Raw genomic sequence first — 13,306 nt, 5'->3', positions numbered from 1 at the left:
GAAAATCTCACGAGGTATCATCCCATGGCAAAACCCTGCATCATCTGCGTGGCAATCACAGGGTCGGTTCCCCGCAAGGAGAACAACCCGGCCGTGCCCATCACGATCTCCGAGCAGATCGAAAGCACGCAGGCCGCTTTCGAAGCCGGGGCCAGTATCGCCCATTGCCATGTGCGTATGGAAGATCAGACGCCCACCTCGGACCCCGAAAGGTTCGCGCGGCTCAAGGAAGGTATAGAAACCCATTGTCCGGGAATGATCGTGCAGCTTTCGACCGGAGGACGGTCAGGGGCCGGCAAGGAGCGGGGCGGGATGCTGCCCCTGAGGCCTGACATGGCCTCGCTGACCGTGGGATCGAACAATTTCCCCACCCGCGTCTATGAGAACCCGCCCGATCTGGTGGATTGGCTGGCCTCGGAGATGCAAACCTATGGCGTGAAGCCCGAGATCGAAGCCTTCGATCTCAGCCATATCTTTCAGGCCGTCAAAATGGCCGGTGACGGGCGATTGACGGGGCCGCTTTATGTGCAGTTCGTCATGGGCGTAAAGAACGCGATGCCGGTCGATAAGATCTCATTTGACTTTTTCGTGCAGACACTGGGCCGTCTGGCGCCGGATGCAGAATGGTGTGCGGCTGGCATCGGGCAGGGGCAAATCGTGGTCAACGAATGGTGTATCGCCGCGGGGGGGCATTGCCGCACCGGGCTGGAGGACAACATCCGCTGGGACAAGGACAGCCTTGCGCCTTCGAATGCGGCTCTGGTTCAGCGCACCGTGGATCTGTGCCACCAGTATGAACGCCCCGTGGCCACCCCCGCCGAGGCGCGCGCCCTGCTTGGGTTGCGTGCCGCGTGATCAGCGAAACTGTTCGGGCGCGTATTTGAGAAGAACGGGCACCACCAGTTCTTCTTCATCCAGCAGATGGCGGTTCAGCAGCGCGCCGAACGCATCAAGCTGGTGATGAAACGCGCCGGTCTTGTCGTGAAATCCGGCACCCTCGGCCTGTAGCAGCGCGTTCGCACCCGTCGCCAAAGCGTGCAGCGTTTCGTCCATCAGGTGATGATCGCTGTCCAGAATGTCAAAGCCGCTGGCAACCCGCGCGTCCAGACCGGACATGACGGGAAAGTAATGGGCATCTTCGATCTGGTGATGCCCATGCAGTTCATTGATCAGCATGCCGCCGAAGCGGTGCACCCGCGCCTTGTAGGCCTGCGCCTCCAGCTTGCGATCCACGGCGGCTTCGGCATCCGTGTTCAACTGGGTCAGCAGTTTGCGAAACATCATGTGGCGGTTCAGCCAGAAGTCGATCAACTGGGAATAGTTCGCATGCGCCTGCCAGGCCTCGCGCGGGAACTCCTTTGCCAGAACGCGCAGGGCGTCGGGCAGGCCCGCGCGGGATGTCAGATCAAGCAGGTCTGTCGTCATGGCTGTGAATACCGGCTGAGAAGGGCTTGGACAGGACCTAGCCCATTGCGGGGCCGGGTCCAAGCCGATGATCTCAACTGACTTCGGCCAGCAGGCTGGCGTTACCTCCGGCAGCGGTCGTGTCGACGCAGATATGCCGTTCGATCCGACAGCGTGCCGCCAGATCCGTTTCGGCAAACAGCGGGATCAGCTTGCCACTGCGCGAGGCCAGAGCGATACGGATCGCGCTCAGCAGGGCGTCCTCGGCTTCGCAGATCACCGCATCAAAGCCGTCAAGCGCGCCAAGGGCTGTCGGGTCAAGCTGCCCATCCACACAGCCTGAACCACTCAGGCCCGGTGCGATGCCGACGGCGGCACAGCCATTCGCGGCGGCAATGCGCATCTGCACGCGCGCCGCGCTGGCGTTAGGCCCAAGGCACAGGATGACCCCGCGCCCGAATTCGGACAGGCGGTTGGATTCCCCGGTGGGACCGGGCAGTGAAATCGTACCCAGAGGCCCGTGGTCGGGCCGCGCAGCGTCAATCGCGGCCTGTATGGGTTTCAGATCACCGCTTGTGCGGGTGGTTGCGGGATGAATCACCCGTTCGGCGCTTGCAAAGCGGGGGACATAAGCTGGCCCGCCCGCTTTTGGGCCAGTGCCCGACAGGCCTTCGCCGCCAAACGGCTGAGAGCCGACGATGGCTCCGATCTGATTGCGGTTGATATACATGTTGCCTGCCTTCAGACGCCGGGTGACCTGCTCGATGCGATCGTCAATGCGCGAGTGCATGCCGAAGGTCAGGCCAAAGCCGGTCGCATTGATCTGATCGACCACGCGGTCCAGATCATCCGCGCGGTAGGTGGCCACGTGCAGAACCGGCCCGAACACTTCGCGCGCAAGGTCGGCGATCCCGTTCACACGGATCACTGTGGGCGCGATGAACGTTCCGGTCGCGGGGGCCGCGAGCTCTTTGAGGATGCGCCCTTCCGAACGGGCCTGCGCGATATGGCCTGCGATATCGGCCCGTGCAGCCTCGTTGATCACGGGGCCCACATCGGTTGCCAGATCCCAGGGGTTGCCCAGCCGCAGCTCGTCCATGGCCCCATAGAGCATCCTGAGGAAGGGTTGGGCGATATCCTCCTGCAGATAAAGCATCCGCAGGGCAGAGCAGCGCTGACCGGCGGATTGAAAGGCCGAAACAACGATATCCTTGACCGCCTGTTCCGGCAGGGCGGTGCTGTCCACGATCATCGCATTCAGCCCGCCTGTCTCGGCGATCAGCGGGGCAGTGGGCGCAAGATCAGCGGCCATCGCGCGGTTGATCACCTGCGCGGTGGCGGTGGAACCGGTAAAGCACACGCCGCCCACACGCGGGTCCGAGGTGATGCGCGCGCCGACAACCGATCCATGACCGGGCAGAAGTTGCAGCGCCTGGGCCGGCACACCGGCCTTGTGCAAAAGGCCCACGGCCAGCACCGCGGTCAGGGCCGTGGGTTCGGCCGGTTTTGCCAGCACGCCATTGCCGGCAGCCAGAGCGGCGGCGATCTGGCCGGTGAAGATGGCTAGCGGGAAGTTCCACGGCGAGATACAGGCAAAGACGCCGCGCGCCGGGTGGTCAAGCCCGGTGCTGCGCGCTGCGTAATAGCGCAGGAAATCGACAGCTTCGCGCAGCTCCGCGATGGCATCGAGCGGCGTCTTGCCTGCTTCGCGGGTGAGCAGGGCAAAGATCTCGCCGAAATGCGCCTCATAGAGGTCAGAGGCGCGGGTGAGGATTTCTGCGCGTTCGGCGGGGGTCGCATCCCAGGCGCGCGCGGCCTCCAGCGCGGCCTCGACATCCGCCTTGGAACACAGCGTGATCCCGCCAACGGTATCGGAGGCATCCGCAGGGTTGAGGACGGTCAGGGTTTCGCCGGTTTCCAGAGGGGCTGCGATCAGCGGGCCGCCGTCCCAGCGATAATCGGCCCATGGGCTGCGGGCGGCTTCGATGGCGGCCAGATCAATCGGGTTGCGCAGGTCCCAGCCTTTCGAGTTGGTCCGTTCGGGCGCGTAAAGATCTGCCGGGGCTTTGACCGGGGCATATCCCGGACGCAGGGTATCAAACGGGTCTGCGGCCACGGTTTCGGGCGGGACGGTTTCATCAACGATCTGGTTGACGAACGAGCTGTTCGCGCCGTTCTCCAGAAGACGCCGCACCAGATAGGCCAGCAGATCGCTATGGGCTCCGACCGGCGCATAGATCCGGCAGCGCGTGGCATTGGCGGCCAGAACGCGGTCATGCAGCGCTTCGCCCATGCCATGCAGGCGCTGGAATTCGAACGCGGTTGGATCCTCGGCCATTTCGATGATGGTGGCGACGGAATGGGCGTTATGGGTGGCAAACTGCGGATAGATCCGGTCGGTCATGCCCAGCAGCTTTTTCGCGCAGGACAGGTACGAGATATCCGTCGCGGCCTTCTGGCTGAAGACCGGAAAGCCGGGCAACCCTTCGACCTGCGCGCGCTTGATCTCGGTGTCCCAATAGGCCCCTTTGACCAGCCGGACCATGATCTTGCGATCCAGATCACCGGCCAGCGCATAAAGCCAGTCCAGCACCGGGGCGGCGCGTTTGCCATAGGCCTGCACCACGACGCCAAAACCATTCCAACCCGCCAGCGACGGGTCGCGCAGGACCGCCTCGATCACATCCAGTGACAGGTCCAGCCTGTCGGCCTCTTCCGCGTCGATGTTCAGGCCCATGCCTGCGTCCTTGGCCATATGGGCCAGGGTCAGGGTGCTCTGGACCAGTTCGCGCATCACGCGGGCCTTCTGGCCGAGTTCATAGCGCGGGTGCAGCGCCGAAAGCTTGATCGAGATACCGGGGTTGTTGCGGATATCGGCATCGCGGCATTCGGGCGACAGTCGGGTGATCGCATCGGCATAGGCGTCATAAAACTCCTGCGCATCGGCAGCGGTAAGCGCGGCCTCGCCCAGCATGTCATACGAGAACGTGTATCCCTGCGCTTCTTTCTTGCGGCCGCGCTTGACGGCCTCCGAGATGGTTTCGCCCAGCACGAATTGCGCGCCCAGTTCCTTCATGGCGCGCGCCACTGCGGTGCGGATCACCGGCTCGCCAAGACGTTTGACCGCCCCTTTCAGAACAGCCGCCATGCCCTTGCCGTCCTGCAGCACCTTGCCGGTCAGCATCAAGGCCCAGGTCGAGGCGTTCACCAGAGACGAAGAAGATTTGCCCAGATGTTCACCCCAATGGGACGGCGCGATCTTGTCTTCGATCAGCGCATCAATCGTGTCGGTGTCAGGCACGCGCAGCAGGGCTTCGGCCAGACACATCAGGGCAACGCCTTCGTCGGTGGACAGGCCGTATTCGGCCAGAAACACCTCCATCAGTCCGGGGTCGTCGCCGTTGCGGATCGCGCGCACCAGATCGGCGGCGCGGTGGCTTGCCTGTGCGCGGACATCTTCGTCGATCGGGTTGTCGGCGATGAGCCGGGCAAGGATCTCGCTGTCGGGGCGGAGCGTATCGGCACGGATCGTGTGGCGGATCTGGTCTAGGGTTTGCATGAGGCACCTCAGGGCTTGGGGTTGGCGAAAGATACCAGAAAGCATTTGGTCGAGGTGCCTGATTTGGGATATCTGATAGGCCAATAGACCAATGATTGGATCGAAAGGCGGTCAGATGAGGCTCAAAGCAGGTCAATATAGTCAACTGGACCGATATGATATCGCGATTCTGAATCTTCTGTCACAGGAAGGTCGCTTGCCCGTGACGGATCTGGCCCGACGCATAGGGCTGTCGAAAACCCCCGCTCAGGCACGTCTGAGGCGGTTGCAGACAGAAGGCTATATCACCGGGTTTCGCGCTGTTCTGAACCCGGCCAAGCTGGGGCATGATCACGTGGCATTTGTCGAGTTGAAGCTGACCGACACCACCGAGCGCGCTCTGAGCGCGTTCAACGATGCAGTTCAGCGGATGCCCGAGGTCGAGGAATGCCACATGATCGCCGGTGCGTTCGACTATCTGCTCAAGGTGCGCACGACGGATATCAAGGCATACCGGCAGGTTCTTGGCGAGAAGATCTCGGCCTTGCCCTATGTGGGCAGCAGTTCGACCCATGTGTCGATGGAGGCGGTCAAGGACATCGGCTATTGAGCCGGGCACGCGCTGTCAGGCGTGCACGGCGTCAGATGTCAAAGAACACGGTCTCACCCTCGCCCTGCAGGCGAATATCAAAGCGATAGACCGGCACATCGCCGTCATCACTGCGCTGGGCAATCAGCGTCGCCCGGCGGCGTTCCCACTCGATCGTGTTGATCACCGGGTCGGTGGCGTTGGCCTCGGCTTCGTCCGAGAAATAGAGCCGCGTGTTCAGCCCCACATTAATGCCGCGCGCCACAACCCAGAGGTTGATATGCGGGGCCTGCACCTGACCGTTGCGCCCCATGGCGGGGCCGGGTTTGATGGTATCAAATCCCCATTCCCCGGTTTCGAAATTGGTGATCACGCGGCCCCATCCGCGAAAGCCGTCCTCGACCTCGCCGGTCGCATCGGGATGCGCATAAACGCCCGCGGCATTGGCCTGCCAGGCCTCAAGCAGCACATCTTTCACCGGGCTGCCGGTGCCGTCGATGACGATCCCTTCGACGCGAATACGCTCGCCCTTGGCGTTGGGTCCGGCAATGTCCCAGCCCAGTTCGGATTTATAGATTTCAAATCCGGCGGCACCGGGTGCCAGGCCGATATGCACGTAAGGACCGGCCGTCTGCGAGGGCGTTTCCTTCAGATAATCCAGGCGTTGTGGCATGTTCTGTCTCTCCTGTGTCGGATCTGGAAACCGGAGCCCCGGTTCCCGCCTGTCCCGGAACCGCTCAGTTCCCCTCGAGCCGATTTTCAAACAAGGTCGAGCGTCGCCCGCGCAGCACGATATCGAATTTATACGCGATGCTGTCCAAGGGGATGGTCGCATTCCTGTCCAACGGGGCGATCAGTTGCTCGACCGCCTTGGGATCGGGGATGGATTTCACGATGGGGCAGGTCTGGATCAGCGGATCGCCTTCGAAATACATCTGGGTGATCAGGCGCTGGGCAAAGGCGGTGCCAAAGACCGAAAGATGGATATGCGCCGGGCGCCAGTCATTGATCCAGTTGCGCCATGGATATGCACCGGGTTTGACCGTGCGAAAGACGTAATACCCGTTCTCATCCGTCAAGGTCCGCCCGCAGCCGCCAAAATTCGGATCAAGCGCGCCAAGATAGGTGTCTTTCTTGTGCCGATACCGCCCGCTTGCATTGGCCTGCCAGATCTCGACCAGAGTGCCGGGCACGGGTCGTGCGTTTTCGTCCAGCACGCGCCCATGAAGGATGATGCGTTCGCCCACAGGGCTTTGGCCGGGGGCGGCGAAATTCTTCAGAAGATCATTATCCAGCGGGTCGATATCGTTGTGACCAAAGGTCGGTCCGGTGATCTCGCTGACGGTGTTCTCAAGGCTGATCAGCGCATATTGCGGAGAGCGGGTCACAGATGTCTTGTAGTCGCGCACCAGGGCAGGCGGGTGCCATTGCCGGTCGCGCTGATAGAATTCACCCTGTTTTGGCATCGCACGCATCCTCCCGTTCCATTTCGGCATATGTTTCCTTGGCCAGTTTCAGCGCCTGGTTGGCGCGTGGCACACCGGCATAGATCGCCACGTGCTGAAAGCTCTCAAGAACGTCGGTCTTGCTGGCCCCTGTATGCGCGGTGGCGCGGATATGCATGGGGATTTCCTCGAAATTGCCCATCGCGGCCAAGAGAGCCAGCGTCAGCATCGATCGATCCCGCGCACTGATCCGGTCATTCGCCCAAAGGTTGCCCCAGGCGGTTTCGGTGATCATCTCCTGAAAGGGCGCGTCAAAGGCAGTCTTGGCGGCCTCGGCCCGGTTCACATGCGCATCGCCCAGAACTGCGCGGCGCACCTGCATTCCCTTTTGATATCGTTCATTCATCGCAGGCCCTTTCAGTATGGCAGACCGACATAATTCTGCGCCATCACGCTCTGAGCGTTGTGGTTGTCGCGCAAAAAGGCAATCTCGGCCTGTTGCATTTTCAGATCAAACTCGGATTGATCTGGATAGCGGTGCATCAGATTGGTGAACCACCAGCTGAAGCGCTCGGCCTTCCAGACCCGCGCCAGCGCGCGTTCGGAATAGCGCTCGATCCCCTCGTCATCGCCGTCGCGGTAATGCTGCACCAGCCCGTGATACAGGTAATGCACGTCAGAGGCGGCGGTGTTCAGTCCCTTGGCACCTGTGGGGGGCACGATATGGGCGGCATCGCCACACAGGAACAGACGGCCCCAGCGCATCGGCTCGGTCACGAAAGACCGCAACGGGGCGATGGATTTTTCAATAGATGGGCCGGTCACCAGCGCTTCGGCCTGGCTGGCAGGGATGCGGCGGCGCAGTTCGTCCCAAAAGGCGGTGTCGCTCCAGTCATCGGGACTGTCTGACAGGGAACACTGGATGTAATAGCGGCTGAGATTAGCATTGCGCATGGAGCACAGTGCGAAACCACGCTCCGAACTGGCATAGATCAGTTCGTCATTCACCGGTGGTGTTTGCGACAAGATCCCCAGCCAGCCGAATGGATAGACCTTTTCATATTCGCGCCGCACGCTCAGCGGGATGGTCTGGCGGCTGATCCCGTGAAACCCGTCACAACCCGCGATGAAATCACAGTCGAGCCGCTGTTCCATGCCGTCCACGCGATAGGTGATGTGGGGGGTTTGACCATCCGCGTCGTGAATAGCCACATCACTGGCGTTGTAGATGATCGGCGCGCCTGCCGCCTCGCGCGCTGCGTAAAGATCGCGGGTCACTTCCGTCTGGCCATAGACCACCACCGAGGTGTTGGTGTATTCCTTGAAGTTGATGCCGAACAGATCATCGCCATAGGAAATCAGGGTTCCGTCATGCACAAAGCATTCGCGGTCCATGCGCTCGCCCACACCGGCTTCGCGCATCAGCTTGACCATGCCGACCTCGAGAATCCCGGCGCGGATGCGGCTGAGGACATATGCCTTGGTCTTGCGCTCGAGAATGACGGTGTCGATGCCCTGACGGTGCAACAGCTGGCCCAGCAGCAAACCTGATGGTCCTCCGCCAATTATGGCAACCTGAGTGCGCATGATGGCCTCCCTTGGTGTCTTGGAGGGTCACTATTGCTGAATCAAAAACGTATGGAAATTGAAAAAATGGCTGATACAGTTGCCTGAATTGGAAAGTATGAGGCGCATATGGACCGGCGGATCAAGATCAGACACCTGCAGGCTTTCGTGGAAATCAGCCGTCAGAAAAGCCTCAAACGTGCGGCTGAGGTGTTGAACCTGACGCAACCGGCGATCTCGAAGACGTTGAAGGAACTGGAGGAGGTGGTCCAGACCCCCCTCATGCAGCGCGATCGCGGTGGTGTGCGCATGACCCCGGCGGGGGAGGTTTTCCTGCAATCCGCCGCCAGCGCCCTCAGCATGCTTGAGCAGGGGCTGAACGGGCTGACCCGGATGCGCGATGGCGGGCCTGCGCGCATCGCTGTGGGGGCGCTGCCCTCGGTTGCTGCGCGGGTGCTGCCTCTGGCAAGCCAGACATTCGGAGCGCTGCGGCCCGAAGCGACGCTTTACTTCGAAGAAGGTCCGCACGGGTTTCTGATGGATCGGCTGCGGCGTGGCGCGTTGGATCTGGTTGTCGGACGGATGGGGCCGCCGACGTCGATGAAGGGCGTGTCCTTTGTGCAGCTTTACATTGAAACGGTGGCATTCGTGGTGCGCCCCGGCCATCCTCTGGGAAAGGCCATGCGGCTGGGGGATCTTCAGAACTGGCCGGTGATCTTTCCGGCCGAGGGATCAGCGATTCGTCCTCTGGTGGATCGCTTGCTTATGGCCGAGGGCATGACCCGCATCCCCAACCGTATCGAGACCGTTTCGGGGGCTTATGGGCGCGAGCTGGTGCGCGCCTCGGATGCGATCTGGGTCATCTCTGAAGGGGTGATCGCGGCGGATGTCGAGGCCGGGATTTTGCGCAAACTTCCCATTGATACCACCCTGACAGCCGGGCCCGTCGGCATCATGACCCGTGCCGAGGAAGAACCCAAGATGCTGGTGCGCCATTTTCGTCAGGCGGTGCGCACAGCGGTCGAAACCCTGGCCCTGTAAAGCGCGCCTTGGGTTAAAAGCGGCGCGTGCTGTCGCGCCAATCTTGTTCAAAACACGACCAGAAAAGCGGCTGAATTCACCCGGCTGACACTGTTGGTCCCAAATTTGGACAGAATTTTAAACAATATTGGCACCCTAAGAATGTAGTGGGACAGGTGCCTCTTATGGCGAACAAAGTACAAAAGAAGACCCGTGTTCTGGCCGTCGATGACGAGCCGAGCATTCTTGAGCTTCTCAAGACTGCGTTGAATGCGCTTGGAACCTATGACGTGACCACCGCCTCTTCGGTCGAGAATGCGATCCAGTTGATGGAACGTCAGGACAAGCCCTTTGACTGCCTGCTGCTGGATATCCAGATGCCCGATGTGAACGGCGTCACCTTTTGCCGCGAATTGCGCAACATCAGCGATTACCAAAAGACGCCGATCATCATGCTGACCGCGATGTCGGATCGCGACTATATCGACCGGGCCTTTGCGGCCGGGGCGACGGATTATCTGACCAAGCCGTTTGATCTGCTTGAACTGCGCTCCCGTCTGGGAACCGCGGCCCTGCTGATCGAAGAGCAAAGCCGCGCGCGCAGCTCGATCGAGGTCGCCAAGGCGCTCAAGGAAGAACTGGATGCGAACCTTCATTTCGCACTGGATGATCCGATCTCGATCGACGATGTCGAAAGCGTTCTGGGTTATGCCGAGTTTGAAAACTATGTGATTCAACTGTCGCAGGGCAAACTGTTCAACTCCTTTGCAACGGCTGTGAAAATCGCCAATGCGACCGAGCTTTATGCCAAGCTTCCGTCTCCGGTTTTCCGCCAGATTCTGCAGGATACGGCGACGGGCCTCTCGCGGCTTGTGCGCAAGGACGGCAACCTCATCTGCTATCGCGGGAACGGAGTGTTCCTGTCGGTCAGCCACCGTCGCAACACCGCGCTTCATCCGCGCGTCGAGCTTCATCTGAACCAGATTGCCGCCACGATCATGGCGCGCAATCCACAGCCCGAGTCGGTTGAACTGATCGTGGGTGAGCCTGTGGCGATGCGCTCGATCACCAAATACGGTGCGCTCTATGCGCTCAACAAAGCGGTCGAGAATGTCGAGGCACGGGCCATGCAGACCCAGGATGTCGTGAGTCTGCCTTCGCACGCAGTGCTCAACCGTCCGCGCAGTTCGGCTCATGCCCATCTTGAACGGCGCGCCTATGAGACCGTGCTGGATGACCTGTTGCGCGACGAGCCCGCCTTACGCAGCCAAAGCCACTAGGCACAACATCGCAGACACAGAACAAAACGGGCGGCCTTCAGCGGGCCGCCCTTTCGTTTTGCGTTTTTGGGGGTTTATTGGGTAAAAATATCCTGAAGGACCGGCATTAATGCATTTATGTGCCGCGCATCGACCAGGGCCAGTATGCGGACCTTGTCACACATAGCGCAGACCAGATGCGCGCCTGTCGCCGTATCCGTGCCAAGACTCATGCAGCCGTTCTTTTGATTGCGCCCCAGGGTCTGAGCCATGGACAGGGTGATGTCATGCAGATGTGCCTCGGCCAGATCCTGCAGCCAGCCTGCCACCACATCGTTGCCAAGCGTTTGAGTGATGTGGCCATGCCCGTCCACCACCACAAGGCCTTGCGCCTGTCGACCCAGGGCGCGCATTGCTTTCTTGGTGGTGCTTTCGCCATCAAGGGCTTCAAGGTCCAGACCAAGCGCATCGGCCAGAGTGCTGGCCGAACTGCCGACATCCTCGCGGTCCTGTGCGCTGTCCATGCGATAGGTCTGAAGGGTGACTTCGGTTGCGCGGATCAAGGCGCGTTTCAACTCGCCCGCCAGCACCCGCGCCGCCTCGAATGGATCATCCGGCGCACTAACGCTGCCGCCGCTGCCGCTGATGACCATGCGCAACAGACGCCGCCCGGCCACATCCAGAGTAAAGGTCTGGCCGGCATTCGTGGTCACACGTACATGGCGCGGCAGGATCGTCTCGTCGATATCGCGCAGAATCGCCGTGGTCAGCGCGCGGGTATCGCCCCCGGACAAACGCCGGTGCCCCAGCCCGTTCAACCGGACGCGTTGGCTCAGACGATGGAGGCGCGCAGCGGTTCGCCCTTTGATCGCACCGACAGCATCGCCGGGATATGTGGCAAGGGCGGTGTTCATGACAATTGCGATATCCGATGCAGCGTGGATCTGCCCGCAGTCACCATGTCCCGGATATCGGTCTGATCGGCAAAGGTGCAGAACAGGGCATCGCAGGCATCCAGATCCGAGCGCAGGAAGACCTGGATTTCTCCGGGGCCGATGCTGACGACTTCGCTCAACCGCGCGCCGCCGAGAAAGCTGGCAACAGGCTCGCTATGGCTGCCGTTCAAAGAGGCGCTGGCAGCCATGCAAAGCGCATCCAGTTCTTCCTGTGGCCGCTTTTGGGCCGCGCTGGCGCAAAGCACGATCCGCGTGCCAAGATCGCCATAGGCAACCAGCGTACAGCCGGGCAGGGTGGCGCGCAGTTTGTCCAGTTCATCAGCGACGCTCATGGGGCACCTTGAAACGGGTGGCTTCCATCAAGGCGGCGGGTTTGCCCGTTCTCAGCCATGGGGCACCGCAGCAACAGGCGGGCGCGGGCGCATAGTCCCTGCGTCCGGGCGCGGTGTCACGCGGACGGGGCGCACTGGAGTGATCTGGCGGATGTCTGCGGTTGGTGCGGCGTCTGGTTGTGCGACAGGCTCCTGGGCGTCGGCTGTCGAGCCGGGATTGGTCAGCAGATCAAGCAGCTTGGCAATAAAGGGCTCTGCCCCGCTGCGTTCCCATCTGTCGCGGTCCTGACCGGATTTCAGCGCATCCAGCAACGCCACCGGGAAGATCGCGCGAAACTGGCCCCGGGTTTCGGCATGAACCCGCGCCATCACGCGTTTGCGGTCTCGATCCGTATGCAGCTTGTCAAAACGTGTGATCAGCAGAATGGCGTTTTTCTTCAGCCGCTCGGGCAGGCTGTCAAAGGCGGCGGCTTCGGACTGTCGCCAGGCCTGCGTCGCATGGGTGCACCAGATGACCAGGTCAGCCTCGCTGATCACATCGCCCCAGACCGAGCTGTCCATGTTCGGATCGGAAATGCCGGGCATGTCCACCAGATCGCAGATGTTGAGAATATCGGAAGTCATCTGCATCTGGATCAGGCGCGTATCCTCCATGCGCACGCCGTCCAGACCCTCGGGCCCCAGTTCATGCACCTCGCCCATGGAGTCTTCGCGCAGGCTTGGTCCGGTGCCATGGGTGATCCAGACCGGAGGCAGCCGTGTCGCGGTGATCTGAACCGGCAGGGGGTCGGCCCCAAGCAACAGGTTGGTTAGGGTGCTTTTGCCTGCGCTGAATTCTCCCATCAGGGCGACGCGCGGGGTGCGCTGTGTGGTATCGGGGTCTGTGTCCTGCATATCGCTCATGGGTCTTGCTCCAGCCGCGCCCTGTGTCAGGCCGCGCATGTCGTGAAGGTGCGCATCGTGTCTTCCAGTGCCGCCAGACGATCGCTTTGATCATCCGCCGAGAGGGCCGCGTCGAACGCATCCGCGCCGTCTTCGGCCTTGACCGCCAGTTCCAGCAGGAGTTCGCGCTGCTCGCCCAGAAACTGCACCAGCGTCTTGAGCGCGGCCGCCTGCACGGCATCGGCCTGTTCAAACTTCAGTTCGGCCAGAACGGCGTCTGTTTCGCCCTTGATCATGGCACGAAAGCTTTCGGCA

At 61.4% G+C, this 13,306-nt stretch carries 14 protein-coding genes; 4 read left to right on the top strand and 10 right to left on the bottom strand.

What is annotated here, in order from left to right; genetic code table 11:
* The first annotated feature begins 24 nt into the window (after window positions 1-24).
* Window positions 25-855 (top strand): 3-keto-5-aminohexanoate cleavage protein, encoded by an 831-nt coding sequence (locus tag WAO69_RS11895; protein ID WP_422179351.1) that lies wholly within the window; start codon window positions 25-27, stop codon window positions 853-855.
* On the opposite strand, the gene WAO69_RS11890 is transcribed toward WAO69_RS11895, so the two are convergent.
* Window positions 856-1,425, bottom strand: coding sequence for a hemerythrin domain-containing protein (locus WAO69_RS11890; protein ID WP_422179349.1), 570 nt, complete (start codon window positions 1,423-1,425; stop codon window positions 856-858).
* Between the two features lie 73 nt (window positions 1,426-1,498).
* Entirely contained in the window at window positions 1,499-4,963 is a 3,465-nt protein-coding gene (gene putA, locus WAO69_RS11885) for a bifunctional proline dehydrogenase/L-glutamate gamma-semialdehyde dehydrogenase PutA (RefSeq protein WP_422179347.1), read from the bottom strand.
* Window positions 4,964-5,078: 115 nt separating this feature from the next.
* Between putA and WAO69_RS11880 the strand changes: the two genes are divergently transcribed.
* Window positions 5,079-5,552 carry an Lrp/AsnC family transcriptional regulator gene (locus WAO69_RS11880; protein ID WP_422179345.1) on the top strand — a complete coding sequence of 158 codons (474 nt, stop codon included), beginning with the start codon at window positions 5,079-5,081 and terminating at the stop codon, window positions 5,550-5,552.
* Between the two features lie 31 nt (window positions 5,553-5,583).
* Here the strand turns inward: WAO69_RS11880 and pcaG are convergent, their stop codons facing one another.
* The 4 genes from pcaG to pobA all read right to left on the bottom strand — a co-directional run bounded on the left by pcaG (window position 5,584) and on the right by pobA (window position 8,563).
* Entirely contained in the window at window positions 5,584-6,204 is a 621-nt protein-coding gene (pcaG, locus tag WAO69_RS11875; RefSeq protein ID WP_422179343.1) for a protocatechuate 3,4-dioxygenase subunit alpha, read from the bottom strand.
* Window positions 6,205-6,268: 64 nt separating this feature from the next.
* Window positions 6,269-6,997, bottom strand: coding sequence for a protocatechuate 3,4-dioxygenase subunit beta (gene pcaH, locus WAO69_RS11870; RefSeq protein ID WP_422179341.1), 729 nt, complete (start codon window positions 6,995-6,997; stop codon window positions 6,269-6,271).
* Window positions 6,981-7,382, bottom strand: coding sequence for a 4-carboxymuconolactone decarboxylase (gene pcaC / locus WAO69_RS11865; protein ID WP_422179339.1), 402 nt, complete (start codon window positions 7,380-7,382; stop codon window positions 6,981-6,983). Before pcaC ends, pcaH begins: the two co-directional genes overlap by 17 nt.
* Before the next feature lie 11 nt (window positions 7,383-7,393).
* A complete protein-coding gene (gene pobA, locus WAO69_RS11860; protein ID WP_422179337.1) occupies window positions 7,394-8,563 on the bottom strand; it encodes a 4-hydroxybenzoate 3-monooxygenase in 1,170 nt (389 codons plus the stop codon).
* Between the two features lie 108 nt (window positions 8,564-8,671).
* On the opposite strand from pobA, the gene pcaQ reads away from it, so the two are divergent.
* Together pcaQ and WAO69_RS11850 are read left to right on the top strand one after the other, a co-directional pair.
* On the top strand, window positions 8,672-9,583 hold the full coding sequence (gene pcaQ, locus WAO69_RS11855; protein ID WP_422179335.1) for a pca operon transcription factor PcaQ: 912 nt from the start codon (window positions 8,672-8,674) through the stop codon (window positions 9,581-9,583).
* Between the two features lie 164 nt (window positions 9,584-9,747).
* Window positions 9,748-10,842, top strand: coding sequence for a response regulator (locus WAO69_RS11850; protein WP_422179333.1), 1,095 nt, complete (start codon window positions 9,748-9,750; stop codon window positions 10,840-10,842).
* Window positions 10,843-10,916: 74 nt separating this feature from the next.
* On the opposite strand, the gene WAO69_RS11845 is transcribed toward WAO69_RS11850, so the two are convergent.
* From WAO69_RS11845 to WAO69_RS11830, 4 genes are all read right to left on the bottom strand, one after another.
* Entirely contained in the window at window positions 10,917-11,735 is an 819-nt protein-coding gene (locus tag WAO69_RS11845) for a hypothetical protein (protein WP_422179330.1), read from the bottom strand.
* Complete coding sequence (locus WAO69_RS11840; protein WP_422179328.1) at window positions 11,732-12,109, bottom strand: hypothetical protein; 378 nt, start codon at window positions 12,107-12,109, stop codon at window positions 11,732-11,734. Before WAO69_RS11840 ends, WAO69_RS11845 begins: the two co-directional genes overlap by 4 nt.
* Window positions 12,110-12,160: 51 nt before the next feature.
* Complete coding sequence (locus WAO69_RS11835; protein WP_422179326.1) at window positions 12,161-13,012, bottom strand: dynamin family protein; 852 nt, start codon at window positions 13,010-13,012, stop codon at window positions 12,161-12,163.
* 26 nt (window positions 13,013-13,038) lie between these two features.
* Window positions 13,039-13,306, bottom strand: a 268-nt coding sequence (locus WAO69_RS11830; RefSeq protein ID WP_422179324.1) for a hypothetical protein, incomplete at its 5' end; no start/stop codon positions are given.

Origin of the sequence: Aestuariivita sp., assembly GCF_049276915.1 — a bacterium.
In the GTDB taxonomy this organism is placed as follows: Bacteria; Pseudomonadota; Alphaproteobacteria; order Rhodobacterales; family Rhodobacteraceae; genus Aestuariivita.
The sequence above is the reverse complement of the archived record's forward strand: the minus strand, read 5'-3'. Positions and strand labels throughout refer to the sequence as shown.